Source organism: Halorubrum ezzemoulense, from assembly GCF_004126515.1.
In the GTDB taxonomy this organism is placed as follows: Archaea; Halobacteriota; Halobacteria; order Halobacteriales; family Haloferacaceae; genus Halorubrum; species Halorubrum ezzemoulense.
Window position 1 is genome coordinate 418218 of record NZ_CP034940.1, and the last position, 16157, is coordinate 434374.

The following is a 16157-nucleotide window of genomic DNA, read 5'->3' on the forward strand; positions in this document are numbered from 1 at the left end:
GAAGTCTATCGATTAGCACTTGACGTAGTGGAGTGTCTCTCGGTCAGTCCTCGTCGATAGCAACCGAGAGGAACACTCGACACGGTGGGGTAGGTTTCCTACGACACGACGGCTGGACCGGTTTCACTTGGTACAAGCTGTGGGCACATCCCAGCCTCCTATTTCAGTTCGATGGCTGTGTTGAATCGCTGTAAGGCGGAGAGATTCACTGTTTGACGAAGCGTTTGATGTTATAGACGACACACATCAGCGCGATTTCGCGGAACTCACGAAACCATGACCGCGCTCGCACGGCGAAGCCGAGCGAGCGCTTTACAGCCGAGTTCACAGTTTCGGTTATAGAGCGCTGGTTGTAGCGATTATCGTCGATTCTGGCGTTGTGTGCGTGGTCGTACGGTGCGAAGATGCGGTGCTTGATCAGCGGTCTGATGCCGAGATCGCGTAATCCTTCGCGGAGCGATTGCTTGTCGTAGCCTTTATCGGCCGCGAGAGACCGCAGATCGCCCGCATTCCGGCGGGCGATCTGCTCAGCAAGATCGGCGTCACTTCCTTCCCGATTCGTTGAGCAGTGAACGTCAAGGACGGCTTGCGACGCTGTATCGACGAGTTTCGTGACTTTCAACTTCTGAACGCGGTAGCTGATTCGCTGGCAGTAGTGGCGGCTCGCTGGTGAGCGGTCGTAGAATGTGGCGTCGATCGCTGCGTGTTCTGAGAGATCGTGCAGCTGCGCCGACTGGCGCAGCAGCACTCGACAGACGCTCATGCTGATCCGGTCGAACGCCTTACACAACGTGGACGGCACGGGGAGATCGGCCGCGTCAAGGCCGATCTCCCCGATTATTTGTGGCATCTCTTTGAGCAGGTCGATCGTCATGCGGTACGACGTATCGAGGTAAATTCGCAGACAGTGGAGGGAAACGAGTGCGTAGTCGGCGAATCCGCCGCCGCCTTCCGGGGCGGCCGATTCGCCTCCATCGCCAGTAACTCTTTGAGCAACCGGCACAACTTCCCCGATGAAGCGGGAGATTTGCGTCATAGACAACCGCAGTTTCCCGCTTCAACTCCTTTGATTTAGTGGCCTACCTCGCTGCCGTATGGCGATTCAACACAGCCAGTTCGATGCAAGTGGACCGCCTCGCAGTCGACCGAACCAGTTGTCGTTCGCGACTCCGGACAATCGACACCGGTCAACGCCTCCCGAGACGGTTCCCACGCACAAAACACTCGACACGGTGGGGTGAGAGATCTGACTCCTACTCCAGCGAGGAAAGCACTTGACATGGTGGGGTGTCATGTACTCTCTTCCTCCCGTCCCATCGACTCGCTGGCTTACCCGTTATTCGTCACATCTTAGCGAAAAAGAGACGGAAAGCACACGAAACGTACTCTCTCTCTTACCGACTACTCCTCCAAGCCGGCCGCAAGCCGAATTCTATCCGGACTACGTATTCGAGCCAAACCCCGTGATCGATCGTGCCCCCATCGCTTTCATCCTACTCTACCCCGCTGTGTCGAGTGTTCTTCTCGGCATGAGGTGGGACGCGGAGATGTCTAGGTACCTACACCGAACACTTGACGCGGTGGGGCGTGATACGAGACCTGTCGTTGGCTGTCTCCGAGAACACTCGACACAGTGGGGTGGGAGATCCGACTCCTGCTCCGACGAGGAAAGCACTCGACACAGTGGGGTGTCGAGCGCTCATCCCACCGACTCGCTCGCTTGCTCTCTCCTTAGGGTTGGCGGCGAAGTGGTGAAGAAGCGCGGCGACGACGCTATCGACGATTCACACATCGTCGAGGCCCAGGACCTCGTCCAGCGCGGTCGATTACGAAACCGAATCCGAGAACAAACCCAGCACGCCCACCTGCTGCTCGAAACGCTCGCGTCCCTCGAACAACGAGGCGCGACGCCGGCCCGGTCGAAGACGATCAAAACCCGGTACGAGCGCGTGACGAACGCACACGCCGTGGACTCGCGTACGACGTTGAAACGCATCCAGAAGCACCTCTCGGATCTCCACAAGCTCGGCTTCCTCCAACGGACGAACCGAAACTGCGGGGAGAGCGGCGGCCGGTACGACGAGTACGATCTCGATCTCGCCCCCGAAATCGTCCTCGACAGCAGTGACGAGATCGAAACGGAACGCGACCGGTGATACCCCGCCGCGAAGACAGACGAAACGGACTCTCTCGCTTTGCTGGTGAGCGAGTGAGAATTGGGGGAAACCCCAGCACTTGTTCCCAGGTCTGTCTAGACGATCGGCTCGACGACGATGTGCTCCTGTGTCAGTCGGGGACTCTTCGCGTTGCCGTTCTTTTCGTACCGAACGATACCTAGCTCTGCGAGCTTCGCCAGATCTTGACTGACCTGCGATTTGTCTCGATCCAGCTCCCGGGCGAGTCCTCGAACAGACCCGATTTCCTTCTCGCGGAGCGTCTCGATAATCTCACGACGCTTCGGTGTGAGAGCGATCTCTGCGCTTTCCCAGCTGATCACTTGGACACCTTCCATCCCACCTCGGGCGAGCGAGCGGGCCATCTCACCGCGAAGGTGACTGCGATCTTCCCGCCCTTCCATATCAATGGCAGTAGTTTCTGATTCAGTATCGGACATGTGTTAGTCTCCTTATCGTTGTTTTAGAACCACAACGAGTTAAATGTTTCTGAAAGGCTAATTTGCGACGAATAGGGGCAGTTTTGATACCACAACGGTCAAAATCAACAGATTTAATTTTATCCGACACGTATACAATAAATGTAGGGGCGTTCTGCGTCTCTGAGACTGATTCACTACATACATGACTCGACAATCAGACTTTGAGTATGTCTACGAGGCGGATCGTGTTGGAGGAGTTGTGTTCCAGATCGGCGCGCGCGCCGATCCGAGCACAAACAATCCAGAGTCTTTTGCGGCCATCCTATTTTTCGAATTGGCTGATGGGTCCCGAATCGAGGTGGCAAAGGTGGATAACGCTGAACACGATGAGGGAGAAATCCACCTAGATCGGTTCTACCGGGAGACTGGTGCAGATATCAAGGATTTCGAAGTACCCATCTCAAATCTTTGGGAGGCTGAGGATCACCTCAATGAACACGCTCGAACGTACGGCCAAACCTACCTCAAAAACCACGGGAAGGGACTACGAGACGAAGGATAAGTCGGTGAGGAAGATTAGCTGAATACAGGCGGTAAGCCCCCTTCCTCAAGGAGCAACGCAGGCCGGAGGCCGAGTAGCGCAGTAGGGAGGGGATACACCGCCGTCATCGTTTTTTATACACGTGTGTGTTGCAGGCCCACAGGCCCACGTAATCCGAACATATATTAAATACTAAACGTATAATATGCATACGGTGAAACGGAAGACAATCACCATTCGAGAAGATCAAGAAGAATGGATTCAGGAGAACCACCTGAATCTCTCCTCGTTCGTCCAAGAACAACTGGATGAACTTATCGAAGAACGCGACTCATAGCTCATGAACTACAACTACAGGTATCGCCTCACGCCGACCGATAGTCAGCGTGAGACCTTGGACTATCACCGCGACACCTGTAGGCAACTCTACAACCACGCCCTGTACCGATTCAACCAGATTCCTGAATCAGAAGGGACGGTCAAACAGCGTGTTCGGAACATTCGTGACGAGCTTCCAAACCTCAAAGACTGGTGGGACGCGCTTACCGACGTGTACTCGAAGGTACTTCAGCCCACCGTCATGCGTATTGCGAAGAATATCAAACGCCTCGGACAACTCAAAAAACAGGGCTACAAGGTTGGTGAACTCCGCTGGAAGTCACCTCGGGAGTTCCGCAGTTTCACCTACAACCAGTCTGGCTTCGAACTCGACAAGAAGGGTGGTCAGACCGTGTTGTCGCTGTCGAAACTCGCGGATATTCCTATCGAACTCCACCGACCGCTACCCGACGACGCCACAGTCAAGCAAGTCACGCTCAAAAAGGAGAAAACCAGCGAGTGGTTCGCCATCTTCGGTATCGAAATGGACACAAAATCACCAGCGAAGTCGTCGCTGGAGAATATTGACACTGCCGAGATGGTCGGGATTGACGTGGGCATTCTGAAGTATGCCCACGATACAGACGGTACAGCCGTCGAATCACTCAAGCTCTCGGAGGAACGCGACAGGCTTGAACGAGAGCAGCGGAACCTCTCCCGGAAAGAGCATGGGTCGAATAACTGGGAGAACCAACGTCGGCGTGTCGCTGAGTGCCATTTCGATATCAAGCGCAAACGGCGTGATTTCCTGCACAAACTCTCGGCATACTACGCTCGGGAGTACGAGCTGGTCGCCGTCGAAGGCCTCGACGTGAAAGGGATGCTCGCATCGCCACGTAACAGCCGCAACACGGCATCATCAGCGTGGAACACGTTCACCGATCTGCTCGAATACAAGTGTAAGCGTGAAGGCACGCACTTCGTGGAGGTTGACCCGGGCGGGACGACCAAAGAGTGCGCTCAGTGTGGCGTCGAAACCGACAAGCCGCTGTGGGTACGTGAACACTCCTGTCCGGCCTGTGGCTTCGAGGCGGACAGAGATGCAAACGCAGCGTGGAACATTCTTTCTCGCGGACTCACCGATCTAGGAGTGGGACACTCCGAATTACCGCCTGTGGAGACTGCGCTCGCTGTGGACACTGCAGTTGTGTCTGCAAAGCGCGTCGTGGAAGCAGGAACTTCCTTCCGCAAGGAGCGAAGCCCCTGCCTCAAGGAGCCGCCGAAGGCGGCGAGTAGGCAGGGGTAGTTCACTAGAGTCGGATCTTGTATTGAAAAGATGGTGGACCCCGACCACGTCGTGACTGCTGAAGATGTTGCCGACGCGACTGGCCAGTCCATCGAAACGGTGGCCTGGGGCTGGCACGAGCTGGCCGAAGAGCAGGTCGATACCGAAGAGTCCGAGTTGGAGTCCACGGACCGTCGCCGGATGTTTTCCGACGAGTAACTCATTTTCGTTAGCACGTCACGAAGCCCGGTATAGACAGACGCGTCGATCGTTCCTGGCAACCCCATCGTTCAGACCGGAATCCCGTCTCGATCGGTCGCCCAATCGTACTCTTTCAGCGCTGCCTTCACGATCGGTAACCGGTCAGCAAGATGATCCCATTCGCTGGCGATCTCACGCCGTCCCTCGGCTTCGTCAGGGGTATCCACGTCGGCGACACTCGCAAGGAGCTCGCTTGGCGACTCGACGTCGTACTCGGCTTCCCACTCTGCGATCCGTGCTCGCATCGACTCCAAGGCGTCGGCGAGTTCCTCCCGATCGTGCTCGCGCTGGAGGGTCGCAACTTCGCGATAGGTCGCCATCAGTTGATCGACGCAGTAGAGCGTCTGGCTCCCGCGGTCGGTCTTCTGTAAGACGGTATCCTCGACGAGCTGATCGAGGTACTTCTGGGCCGTCTTCGTCGTGGTTTCTGTCTCGTCGGAGACCCACGATGCGGTTCGGGGCGTTCGGAGCGTTCGCGCGGCCGCACGAATTCGCTCACCTCGCGTCATCGAGGGAGCGTTTGGATCGGCAGCGTCCGTTTCGTTCGACATAGGGCCTCCTATGCTCTGGGAAAATATATATCCAATAGATTGTAGATATTTCTCACTCGGTTTTGAGCGCGTCGTACATGTTCCGGTTCGAATCCCGGTCGTCCGCCGCCACCCGCCGGATGTCCTCTATCACCTCATCGAGCGGAGATGCTGTTTCCGTCTCTTTCTCCGTGGCCATACCGAAACGGACATCTCGAAGTCCGTTAATCGCTCTGGCCCGAGGAGTCGCCGGTTAACTGGTCCAGTCCGTGCTGGACGAACTGATCAAGCCATTTGCCGATCTCACCGGCCAGATCCAGCGCTTCTGTGTGGGATCGGTGTCGATCGTGTCTCCCGAAGCGTTCATCGGCTCCCCTACCCCACCGCGTCGAGTGTTCCTTCCGAGACGGGGTGAGGGGTGGAGCCATCTGGGTACCCATGTCGAACACGTGACGCTGTGGAGTGCGATGTAGACCTGTCGTTTGTCGTCTCCGAGAACACTCGACACGGCGAAGTATCAGGAACCCGTCCCACTCTCCCCGCGCACCAACTCGCCCGCCCGCTCCACGTCTTCGGGAGTGTTCACGTTCACGCGCTCACCCACCCGAACCGTCGCGGCCTCGTACCCCAACCGTACCAACAACCCCACGGCCTCGCTCAGCTGGTACTCACCCTCAGCCGACGGCCGGAGCAGCGTACACGCGTGGAAGACGTCCTCAAGAAGCACGTAACACCCGGTCGTCACGAGCGTCGACGACACCTCCACCTGTAAGTAGTGTCCAACAGATTTAACACCTAACTCGAGCGTAATAGAAGGTATGTCGAAGCAGTCGCAAACCGAACAAACGGAGATGGCGACGGTGCGTGACGAGTATCCATCGGGGCTACGTGTGCTCATGCAAAACGAGAGTGTCGGATACATGATTGATGCGCTGATGGATATGCCCGGCACTACGTTCAGTAAATCCCGGCTAGCGGAGCACGCTGGCGTCAGTCGACAATCTGTTCATACACACATCACGCTGCTCGTCAATCTTGGAATCGTGAAGGAAGTGGATAACTCCGATCCAGTTGAGTACACGCTCAACGATGGCGACAAAATTATTCGACTGCTTCATCGTCTTGAAGGAGTAGTAAACAGGCGGCTCAACCCGAAAGTCGACGATTAACATGGAGGAGTTGGGTCCGACAGCTCGGATCGTCTGGAAGTTGGCCCGGAACCACACGTGGGGACAGCCTATCCCCGAAGAAGACGTGATCGCTCTCGCAACGAAAGACGAAGACGGTGACGAGATGAGAGCTGCCCTCGACGCGGCACTGGAGCTGTCGTTCCTCAGTGTCGGCCCACATGCCGTATACATTCCAAACGGCCAAACAAAACACGAGGAAGCCGCAGACTGGCTCCGAGAGAGCACGGGACTGCGGTTTGTAGACGTCTTAATGACGGCTACTGGCTGTGCCAACCAGCCGTTACTCACATTTTTCAATTGACATTCTTCTCACGTGAACGCAGAGGAGGCTGTCAATTGGGTGGAAGAGAGTCATCATATTCGTCATCAAGGATTTCGGAACAATCAACGGGAATGCTGGTCCACGCGTTCTTCACTACCTCGTACCCAGTCCACCCTTCCGTCCGAATCATCTCCACAGTTGCTTCGCAGAATTCAGGCTTTGAGATGAGATCGTTGTCAAGCAAGATATAGAGGAGATACGGTGGTCCCACAACGTCAATGTCGTACCCGTTGTCCTCGATGAGACGCCGAAGTGAACGTCTCGCCGCTGAGTCAAGAATCGAGACAATCTGATACGGAGAAGCATGTTCAGAAAGTTCTTGCTTGAGCGATTGCTCGCCTGCGTCTGGCCCATGCGGGCGAGGAACGATAGTTACGCACGACCACGGCGACGAGTCTTCGTCTAGATGCTCAAGAACACGTTGGCTTCCGTGCTTCACGTAGTATTCACGGCTGCCTTCTTCAGGGTACTTGTTTGAGTTGACGTGGTTCTGAAGTTCGTGCTTACAGACATTTGTCGTTGTGAGGTGGATGGTGTCTTTCAGGAGTTCCCACTGAGTCGTGTTCGCAACCGCGATCAAGGAACTCGTATCTGCCAGTATCGGATAGCGAGCCTCACTTGCCATTGCGTCCCGTCAGAAATTCAGATGTGTCTCGTTCCATAGCTGCCTCGAACGACTTGTTTTCTTCTTCCATTCTATCGAGTTTTTCACCAAGAAGAACACGAGCCACATCCTCACCAATCTCGTCACGACTATATCGTTCGTAGACCGCGATCTTGTCCTGTTCATCTAATGACTGCCGGAGCATTTCGGCCAAGCCGACGCGAGCGAGTTCGCTCACGTTGACGCCACCGATGTGAATCTCATCAAGGAGTTCCGCGGCCTCTTTTTCGGCTCCGGCACGGAACTGGATCACCTTATCATAGCTTGATCCGCTCATACACTACCGTTCGATGTAGAGGGAGATATATGTTATGACGTGTAACTATTTGTTACTACAAAAGGCGAAAAATATCAATTCAAGTATATATTTCTCAAAGAAAGAATGTGTATCTGGAATTCTGTCGAACTATTATCTCACTGAATTACTCCCCGTCGAAGCCACTCCCACCCATACGCTCGACATCAGTGACCGGTTCACGACCAACTGGCCGCCAGCGACAGCCGGTCCACTCGTCGTCAATCCGCCACCAGCCGGGTCCGTCGTCGCGTTCGACGAACCGGATCCGACGACGTGACGACCTCAGGGGAACGAACGTGATGCTGATCGATTCTGTATCAGGAGCAGACTCCGGACCACCATCCGTCTCAGTCGCAGTGTTTGGTTCGTCGTCACGAGGTGACGAGTCTACGACATCTCCCTGATCGCTCGCAGCGTCCGATGTAGCCTCCGCAGACTCGTCGCCGTCGGCAGCCGGTGAGGGCTCGTGCTGGCGATACTTCTCGCTTTCTGGCGTGCCGTCGTCGTCGCCGAACAGCCGTTCTGCCTCCTCACTGGGGATACGCGGCCCCTCGTAGTACTCTTTGTAGTGCGCATTCCAAGCGTTACGGTGTTCGATCGGGAGTTGCCGGTGCCACTGCCGGTAGGGCGGCTCGTCGACCTTGTGGATATGGACGTGACAGCTCTGACACAGCGGGATCACGTTGGCGACGCGATCGTCGGTGTCATCTCCGTTGAGATGATGGAGCGAAAGCTTGTCTTGCCGCCGCTCGCCGCGGGTGGTGTTGAGCCAGCCATCGGGTGATCGGCCACAGACAAGACACGCGTCGCCCCAAGCGTTGCGGACAGCCTGTCGGAACTCGTCGTCGCTCATTGTTACTGTCCCTCCTCAGTGTCCGACTGTGACTGAGTACCTGCTCGTTGGTGGCCGACTGTCGGCCACTGCTCCGACTCTCGCGGCCGGAGCGCTGCGTGACTCGATACAACTGGAACTCGTACACGTGTGACGGGACCCCACGTCGATAGTGCCGTCGTCGACGCAGGCGGAGCCACACGCATCGCTCTCGATGGTCGCTTCATTTCAGTACGAGAGAGCGCTGGGCATCACTCTCACCCACCTCCCTCGCACCCAATTCGAGGGATACAAACGGGTCTAGCACCGGACCGCACCCTACTCGACTCAGCGAAATTAACCAACAGTGTTGTTCGTTGTATTAGTTAATATGCTGGCTGCGAGGACGGTGGTCGGATCGAAGCGAACTGCGTCATTGCCATCGCACGCGATCTAACATCTGCCAAGGAAGTAGAAGAGGCCGCCGCGTTGAGCGCCGTCCATTTGTTCGCATCGATGAAGGGGTGATTGGCGACGGGGAGGCGAAAGAGGAGGTACGCCTTCTGCTGGATGGTTTCCAGTGCGGAGCCGAAGCTGCCCGCTTCGGTGTCGTCCACTGCGAATTCGATGTCACCACGGTTTCGAACACCGGCGGGCGATCATGGTACTCTGCGACGATATCCTCGTGGATAAGTTCCGTCACGATCGAACCCACACCCCTCGTTTCGTCTGTTCTTCCGGGTGAACACCTTTGGACCATTTTACGACGCATCGTCACGATCGATAACGTCAGAGATCGACTGGACACACCCCTCGTTTCGTCTGTTCTACTTCACAAGAAGAGAAAATCAAGCCGACTCGGCTTCGATCGTATCTCGCGTCTCGAGGACGATAGTGGGATCGAGTGCTAACTCGTACTGATAGTGAGCACCACCGGCGCGTCCCTCGTTGTGCTCAGTCCGCTCGAGGAACCCGAGCATGGTGAGATCAGCGAGGTGATTCTGGATACTCTTGAGCGTCGTGAGCGGGTCCTGACGCCTACTCTCGGCTACATGAACGTATGTCCGCTGTACTTCCTTCGATTTTGCGGGAGTCGACCCGCTGACTTCGAGTTTCGCGAGTGCTTCGAGGATCAGTTGACCATGCATGGTCTGATCACGCAGTTTATTCTCGACGCGACCGCGCTGAACGCGATCGACTGCGAGCTCAATGTGTTCGTCCGTAATCTTGGTAGCACCGTTCTCCTCGGCGACATCACCGCCCTCTCGGAGCAGGTCGATAGCCTGTCGTGCGCTTCCAGTATCTTTTGCTGCGTTGGCTGCGGCGAGTTTGATTGCTGACTCGTCCCATGCGTCCTCGATCAACGCTTTTTCGGCTCGTGTCGTGAGAATCGACCGAAGCTCGTCGGCGTCATACGGTGAGAACGCGATCTCCTTTTCCATCAGCGTGTCTTTCACTTTTGGGCTTAGTGAGGAACGAAACGCGTAGTTGTTGCTGATCCCAATAACACCCACCCGCGAGGAAGTCAGATGATCGTTTGCGCGTGCTCTCGGAAGTTCATACAAGAGTGTGTTTGGATCTGAGAGATGGTCAATCTCGTCGAGAACGAACAGATACGTCCCACCGTTCGAATCCATCTCCTCGTAGAGCGTTTCTAGTGCGTGCGCTGTTGAATGGCCGGTCTCTGGAAACGGTTCACAGCCATCTCCACGGATACTGTTGATTAGTGCTCGAACCGTTCGATAGACAGTATCGTCGTTACAGTTCCGGAAGTGGACGTGGAGTTTTTCCGCGTCATCTCGTCGCTTCACTTCTGCTTCGAGCGCAGTCATAATATACTCCGTGACGGCAGTCTTTCCGACTCCTGTTTTTCCGTATATGAACACATTGGAGGGATTCCTGCCGAACAAGACGTCTTTGAGTGCGGACCGGAAGGCATCAATCTCGTCTTCGCGTTCGACGATCTCGTTCGGCTGGTACTCTTCCGAGAGAATCGCTTTGTCCTCGAAGAGAGTATCCGTGATATCCGAAAAGAGATCTTCGTTCATCGCGTGTCTCTGGCAACTACCTATTTGTATATAAATATATATATTCGTCTGTTTCGTCTGCTTCGTTATTAAAAAGAAATTTCCAAAATTGAAAGAACAGATGCCGAAAGCATATCGATAACAGACGAAACAAGGGGTGTGTCTCATCTATCCACAGGTGAGCAGGCGGAGTGCTTCGGAGTCTGACCCGTAGTGGGTCATCCCACATACTACCTCACAGAACAGACGAAATGAGGGGTGTGTCTTCACCAACCTTGGTACCAGAGACTCGATGAACAGACGAAATGAGGGGTATGTCCCTAATAGCCTTATTAAAAGAGACGAGATCAAGGCTGCTCAGACGTCGGCACCGGGTCAGTAAGATCAACACATAAGACACCGTGATCGGACCACCACTCCGCAACGTACTGCGTCGTAGCCGTATGATGGTAGTTATGATGCTGGAGAAATCGCCGACACGTCACTTCACCGGTGTAGCTAGTATGATCAATCTTGTAGGCGGACGCAATATCCTCCTCTGATGGGTCCACAGTATCGACGGCAACCGGGCGCACGAAAATCAGATCCACGGTCGGATGTGTTCCGAGCCGAACGTACTCTCTACTGGTAAAATGAGGGTGATACACCTCTGTGTTTAACCGGAGCTCATCGTCCTGAGAGATAGCAACCGTCTCGCCTGCCGAATCGTTGGGTGTAGTGTGGTCGGTCATTACAAAAAGCAGTACAATAGCTCGTTTATCAGTACTAGCGATCCGTCTCCTGATTGTCTTCCGCTTTCGCTTCAACGTCGCTCCGATCATCGAGCCCGTGAATCAACGGCTCCCGGAGCACGTCTTCAGCAGCAATGTTCCAGTGACCAGGGAAGTGTGGCGTCGTGTCGAGCCCAGGCAGGTCTGGGGAGACAAGCCCGCGAGGATAGCGGAACGAGACACCGGGATAGCACGGATCCATACCAAACTTCGTTGAGGTCCGCTCACGCTTGTGGTAGTCTTTTAAATACTTTCCGTAGATATTTTTCCCCGGATGGTCGTGGGTGCTGAGCCGTCCGATCCAGTCGCAGATAAACGGCCGGCAGTCCCGCTCGAGGATCGCGTCGTCGGTTTCGTGTTCGACGAGGAACGTCTCAAACGCCTGTTGATGGCTCCGTTCGTTTCGGCTTGAGGCTTGCTCGACGTCCCACTCGGCCGTCATCTCTTGCTGGACGAGCTCTCCGGTGTCCGGATCATAACAGTAGAGTGCCTCCACGAATCGGACATAGCTTAGATCAACCGGCCGATGGCACTGACGGACTTTGGTGTGTTCGATGTCTCTCTCATCGTCGTATGTCTGGACGGGCTTGCCGTACTTGTTTTCGACAACCCACTGGCCGTCGTTCTTGTAGTATCGCGGGAGATTGAACTCAAAGGCCTCAAACGGCGCTGTTGCGTCCCCGCGAGCGAGTATTTCACCGTCATGAACGAGTAGATATTCCGCGTCCCGTGTCAACCACCACTGAGACTCAGAGACCCCTTCCGGCAACAGCATCGTTTTGCCGTCGACAGTAATCGTCTCCGAGCAGTTGTGAAGCTGTGTTTTCGTTGGATCTCGCTGTTTCATCGGAACCATGAGCTTGTCCAGCGCCCACGAGCTGAGCGTGTCGAGTGACTCGGTACGCCCGTCGTCGTCCGTCTGTGGTACCATTACGGTGATTGTTTTATACCCCCAGACTGCCTGCCGGATGAGATTCGTATATACTCAACGTCGAAAGTTTTGAGACACAGAAGCTCATCGTTTGAGTATGTCCAAGGACGGGAACAAGATTCCCGATCTTTCAGTTGAGCGCGTCCGCGAGCAGCTCGCGGACGAGCGTGATCCGAAAGCAATCAAACGGCTCACTACTGCACGCGAATATCTCGCTGGGCTATCTCCAGATAAGATCGAGGAAAAATACGGATGGCCTCGTCAGACAGTGTACAACTGGTTGGATCGCTTCGAAGAGCGCGACTTTGAAGACGCGCTCTACGACGACGAACGTCCAGGAAGACCGCCTGAGCTCTCTGACGAACAGTTCCAACAATTCGCTGAAACACTCAACCAATCACCCGAAGAAGCTGGATACGATGAGCCTGCTTGGTCGAGTATACTAGCTCAACAACACCTCATAACTGAGTTTGATGTTGCACATTCCCGGCGTCACGTTCAGCGACTAATGAAAGAGGCCGAGGTTTCCTGGAAGAAACCTCGGCCAGAACCAGCCTCGGCTGACGAGGAAGATCTTGAACGGTACGACGACGAGCTCAAAAAAAGTCGGGAGACGGGATGAAGACAGGCTGGTCATAACGATTGATCAGTTCAGGAAATCGGTTGGAGCTGATCTCAGATATGCGTGGTTTCCGATTGACGAGAGGCCGACAGTGAACGTGTCGGCCTCTCGTGATGGAATCAATTTCTTGGGCGGTCTCACCGAGAACGGCGAGACCATGTTTTTGGAATGCGCTGGTTCGTTCAACAAGGAAACGACGGTTCGATTTCTCCAGTCACTTCAGGCAAGATTCGGAGAGAAGCTACTCGTAGTTCTCGACAAAGGTTCCTATTTCACAGCGAAGAAAGTCAAGGAGTTTGCCGAGAAATCGAAGCTAGAGCTTCTATATCTCCCGACTGGGATGGCTAAGCTAAATCCAACCGAAGAGTGTTGGCGACAACTTAGATCAGCTCTTGGTAATCAATACTTTGGAGAAGTTGACGAACTTCGGAGTGAGATCCGCTCAGCGATGAAAGAGATTGATCCGCCCGGAGTATATCAATATCTCTGTCGGTGAGTATAGAAGCTTCCCGGCTTCGACCGTGTTCGGTACTCGACTTCGACGGCGAAGATTTCGCCATCGTCACGCCGGATCCAGATATCTGGACGCGATCCCGTGTCTTGGGTGACGATTTCCACGTCGTACCCGTTGTTGTCGAAGGCGACAGCGACGCGTTTAATCCGCTCCCAGTGCTCATCAGTGCCGTCGTTGGCCGTCGTCCGGTCAGGATCGAATTCGCCGTCTTCGATCGGCTCTGTAACGCCAATTGTGACCTCATCCGGGAGCAGTTTCTCGGGGTCAACACCGACAGCATCAATATCAAGCCCCGTCGCCTGTGGGGCTTTCTGCCAGGGATCAACGCCCGGATTGACCGTGCCCAGCCCGACGTAGTGTTCAAGATCGATCTTTCGAGCAAGAAGACTCGTCCACGCACAGCGATCCTCAAGGATATCAAACGCTCCGTACTGCGCCCGCCGCATCTGTGTGAACTCTGTTTTCCCGGTGATACGGTCTTGTCCCGAACTAAAATGAGGGAGGTCGCTCTCTCGACTGGGCACCACCGACCCATCGTACAGCGAGACATTGTACCCGTCGTCAATGACGGCGAGACTCGACGAGACCCCAAGGTCCGCAAACGAATCCGCAGGATCACATTTTCGACCGTACCGAAGACAGTCGGCGTACTCACTTTCAGTGCTGATCTTATATGCTGGATTAAACAGGAAGATCCGGACCGTGACCTGATATTCGTAGCTTTCGGGGAGCCCGCTGGACCGACGGTACAGCGCGTAATAGAGGAACGGTTCGCCGGCGAGGTCCTCGAAGAGGGCGTTCGCGTCCGCCCCGGACACGCTCCCACGACGCGCAGGCTTCAGATTTTCCTCCTCCATCACGAGTCGCGTTCCAAGCGCCGGCGACGGTCCGAACAGTTCCAAAGGCAGTGCCCCGATACGGATATCGAGTGACTCCGGGAGTTCGCTGGTCAGTTTCTGATACGTTGTATGGAGCGGTTCCGGGAGCGCATCAGCGCTCTCTGGCTGGTTTGTAACTGTTACTTGGGTCGTTGACTCTCGAGATGGGGTATCTGCCCGAAACGCGTACATCATCCCATCGGTGACGGCCCAGGCGAACTGTTCGGCTTGGTCGATTGTAACCTCTCTGTCATCGAACAGATCGGAAATCGCCGTCGCACCCCGTTCCGGCCCAGTCTCGAACGTCTCGGCCATTGAGGCGTCAACTTTCACGAATACAACATTTGTCCGGTCTTTGTCGGAGCCTTCAGTGAGTGTTGGTTGAACGCCGATACTGTGGTGATAGTCGGACGAGTCGTGCTCTGAGTCCGACTCAGCCGACGCTGATTCGCTTTCCTCGTTTAGTGTCGATTGGGTTGTTGCCATAGGTGAATTCTGAATACTGTGATCTCGTTTTGCGGTGTCTTCGCGTCCGAAAGAGCCGACCGTCGGCAGCGTTACTCGCCTACTGTCGACGGGGGGACAGCCCACGCGCGTCCACAGATCTGGCGGTGGGACCCGCCAGCCTCAAGCACGCGTTTGACTGTAATGTTCGGTTCAGTACTCAGTACGGAATCGAGCTGATTCTTATACGATGGAGGGCAGCCTTCTGCCTCAAGATGGCGCGTAACCACGGTATAAAACTCCTCGTAGCCGATTCCCGCGCCCGGCGAGTCGACCGTGTACTGCGTGAGTATCCGGTTGACGAGCGCAGCTATCTCCTGATTCGCTTCGGTGTCAGCACCGTCGCCGCGTTCGGACGGCCCCGCGACCGTCGTGACGCCGTCATCAGATCCGTCCGGGAGCGCATACACGGTACTCTCCGTGAGCGGTGCTGTCGGCTCGACGGTAAGCGGCTGTTTCACCGGCGTCCATGTCGTTGTCTCCGAGGCCGCCTGGTAGTCTGTCGTCGGTGTCACGGCGGGTCGATCCGTTGGACTCCGCTCCTGTTCGACGTCGGTCCAGCTCCCATGCTTGAGGGTGAGACTCTCATCTTCGAGGACGGCGGTTGCGAGAACGTCCCCAGCAGACCGCAGCTCGTAGCGACGATCGCGGTCCGCGTCGGCGGTAGTCCCGCAGACCCACCACGCTGGCGCAGCAGTTTCGCTCGCGGTGACGACCACCGCGTCGTCGTGTTCGAGTACTGCCGTTCCAGTATGGAACTGAAGACTGTCGCCAGTCGCTTCGGCAGCGGGATCTCGGAGCCAGTGGGTGACGAGAGCACCGAGCCGCTTATTTCGGGCCACGATCACGTGACGAGCATCACGCTGGGTAGCCGCAGACGCCGCGCGAACTGCTCGCTGAGGCGTCTGTGAAGACGTGACAATTGTTACATCCGCCGGTTCGCCGTTAATCCGGCAGCGTAGTTGTACGCCCGGGCGGCCGCTCTCACGCGCGTGCGTGACATCGGTGATCCCTGAGGTTTCCAATAACGCCTCCGCCATCATCATCGACATTGGTTGGTGTTTGCTCATCGTTGTCTCGGGGGTCGATCCCCTA

At 55.6% G+C, this 16157-nt stretch carries 21 protein-coding genes; 7 read left to right on the forward strand and 14 right to left on the reverse strand.

The genetic code is table 11. The features are described 5' to 3' along the window. Window positions 1–205: 205 nt before the first annotated feature. The gene (locus tag EO776_RS02060; RefSeq protein ID WP_100050291.1) at window positions 206–1036 is read right to left on the reverse strand and encodes an IS5 family transposase; all 831 of its coding nucleotides are present in this window, start codon (window positions 1034–1036) and stop codon (window positions 206–208) included. A 427-nt stretch (window positions 1037–1463) separates the two neighbouring features. On the opposite strand from EO776_RS02060, the gene EO776_RS19235 reads away from it, so the two are divergent. Beyond that, a complete protein-coding gene (locus EO776_RS19235; RefSeq protein WP_246041469.1) occupies window positions 1464–2156 on the forward strand; it encodes a Cdc6/Cdc18 family protein in 693 nt (230 codons plus the stop codon). Window positions 2157–2251: 95 nt separating this feature from the next. Here the strand turns inward: EO776_RS19235 and EO776_RS02070 are convergent, their stop codons facing one another. Continuing rightward, the gene (locus tag EO776_RS02070; protein ID WP_223174209.1) at window positions 2252–2614 is read right to left on the reverse strand and encodes an HVO_A0114 family putative DNA-binding protein; all 363 of its coding nucleotides are present in this window, start codon (window positions 2612–2614) and stop codon (window positions 2252–2254) included. Window positions 2615–2798: 184 nt separating this feature from the next. Between EO776_RS02070 and EO776_RS02075 the strand changes: the two genes are divergently transcribed. From EO776_RS02075 to EO776_RS18810, 3 genes are all read left to right on the forward strand, one after another. After that, the gene (locus EO776_RS02075) at window positions 2799–3158 is read left to right on the forward strand and encodes a DUF7718 family protein (RefSeq protein WP_129452322.1); all 360 of its coding nucleotides are present in this window, start codon (window positions 2799–2801) and stop codon (window positions 3156–3158) included. A gap of 319 nt (window positions 3159–3477) precedes the next feature. Further along, window positions 3478–4761 carry an RNA-guided endonuclease InsQ/TnpB family protein gene (locus tag EO776_RS02080; protein ID WP_007994985.1) on the forward strand — a complete coding sequence of 428 codons (1284 nt, stop codon included), beginning with the start codon at window positions 3478–3480 and terminating at the stop codon, window positions 4759–4761. A 30-nt stretch (window positions 4762–4791) separates the two neighbouring features. Beyond that, a complete protein-coding gene (locus EO776_RS18810; RefSeq protein ID WP_160163040.1) occupies window positions 4792–4959 on the forward strand; it encodes a hypothetical protein in 168 nt (55 codons plus the stop codon). A 71-nt stretch (window positions 4960–5030) separates the two neighbouring features. On the opposite strand, the gene EO776_RS02085 is transcribed toward EO776_RS18810, so the two are convergent. The 3 genes from EO776_RS02085 to EO776_RS02095 all read right to left on the reverse strand — a co-directional run bounded on the left by EO776_RS02085 (window position 5031) and on the right by EO776_RS02095 (window position 6297). Beyond that, window positions 5031–5552 carry a DUF7342 family protein gene (locus tag EO776_RS02085; RefSeq protein ID WP_246041470.1) on the reverse strand — a complete coding sequence of 174 codons (522 nt, stop codon included), beginning with the start codon at window positions 5550–5552 and terminating at the stop codon, window positions 5031–5033. 52 nt (window positions 5553–5604) lie between these two features. Further along, window positions 5605–5730, reverse strand: coding sequence for a hypothetical protein (locus EO776_RS19580; protein WP_276424482.1), 126 nt, complete (start codon window positions 5728–5730; stop codon window positions 5605–5607). A gap of 318 nt (window positions 5731–6048) precedes the next feature. Continuing rightward, window positions 6049–6297, reverse strand: coding sequence for a hypothetical protein (locus EO776_RS02095; RefSeq protein WP_094519301.1), 249 nt, complete (start codon window positions 6295–6297; stop codon window positions 6049–6051). Between the two features lie 52 nt (window positions 6298–6349). Between EO776_RS02095 and EO776_RS02100 the strand changes: the two genes are divergently transcribed. Then, on the forward strand, window positions 6350–6700 hold the full coding sequence (locus EO776_RS02100; protein WP_246041471.1) for a winged helix-turn-helix domain-containing protein: 351 nt from the start codon (window positions 6350–6352) through the stop codon (window positions 6698–6700). A 1-nt stretch (window position 6701) separates the two neighbouring features. After that, window positions 6702–7022 (forward strand): hypothetical protein, encoded by a 321-nt coding sequence (locus EO776_RS02105; RefSeq protein WP_129452323.1) that lies wholly within the window; start codon window positions 6702–6704, stop codon window positions 7020–7022. Between the two features lie 31 nt (window positions 7023–7053). Here the strand turns inward: EO776_RS02105 and EO776_RS02110 are convergent, their stop codons facing one another. The 7 genes from EO776_RS02110 to EO776_RS02140 form a co-directional block, all read right to left on the reverse strand. After that, window positions 7054–7668 (reverse strand): hypothetical protein, encoded by a 615-nt coding sequence (locus EO776_RS02110; RefSeq protein WP_094521381.1) that lies wholly within the window; start codon window positions 7666–7668, stop codon window positions 7054–7056. Beyond that, entirely contained in the window at window positions 7658–7984 is a 327-nt protein-coding gene (locus EO776_RS02115; protein ID WP_094521382.1) for a hypothetical protein, read from the reverse strand. The genes EO776_RS02110 and EO776_RS02115 overlap by 11 nt, the downstream gene beginning before the upstream one ends. A 145-nt stretch (window positions 7985–8129) precedes the next feature. Beyond that, a complete protein-coding gene (locus EO776_RS18815) occupies window positions 8130–8858 on the reverse strand; it encodes an HNH endonuclease (protein WP_186279044.1) in 729 nt (242 codons plus the stop codon). A 344-nt stretch (window positions 8859–9202) separates the two neighbouring features. Then, window positions 9203–9433, reverse strand: coding sequence for a Fic family protein (locus tag EO776_RS19170; protein WP_222104446.1), 231 nt, complete (start codon window positions 9431–9433; stop codon window positions 9203–9205). 231 nt (window positions 9434–9664) lie between these two features. After that, window positions 9665–10864 (reverse strand): orc1/cdc6 family replication initiation protein, encoded by a 1200-nt coding sequence (locus EO776_RS02130; RefSeq protein ID WP_089309040.1) that lies wholly within the window; start codon window positions 10862–10864, stop codon window positions 9665–9667. Between the two features lie 326 nt (window positions 10865–11190). Beyond that, complete coding sequence (locus tag EO776_RS02135) at window positions 11191–11574, reverse strand: hypothetical protein (RefSeq protein WP_100050293.1); 384 nt, start codon at window positions 11572–11574, stop codon at window positions 11191–11193. A gap of 34 nt (window positions 11575–11608) precedes the next feature. Continuing rightward, on the reverse strand, window positions 11609–12544 hold the full coding sequence (locus EO776_RS02140; RefSeq protein WP_246041473.1) for a hypothetical protein: 936 nt from the start codon (window positions 12542–12544) through the stop codon (window positions 11609–11611). A 97-nt stretch (window positions 12545–12641) separates the two neighbouring features. On the opposite strand from EO776_RS02140, the gene EO776_RS02145 reads away from it, so the two are divergent. After that, a protein-coding gene (locus EO776_RS02145) for an IS630 family transposase (RefSeq protein ID WP_100050522.1) occupies window positions 12642–13662 on the forward strand; the annotation gives its coding sequence in 2 pieces (ribosomal slippage) (window positions 12642–13142 and window positions 13144–13662; 1020 coding nt in all). On the opposite strand, the gene EO776_RS02150 is transcribed toward EO776_RS02145, so the two are convergent. After that, complete coding sequence (locus EO776_RS02150) at window positions 13644–14873, reverse strand: hypothetical protein (protein WP_246041475.1); 1230 nt, start codon at window positions 14871–14873, stop codon at window positions 13644–13646. The two genes, EO776_RS02145 and EO776_RS02150, sit on opposite strands and share 19 nt — an antisense overlap. A 242-nt stretch (window positions 14874–15115) precedes the next feature. Continuing rightward, window positions 15116–15781: a hypothetical protein gene (locus EO776_RS02155; protein WP_129452324.1), complete on the reverse strand. Its 666-nt coding sequence runs from the start codon at window positions 15779–15781 to the stop codon at window positions 15116–15118. Window positions 15782–16157: the final 376 nt, after the last annotated feature.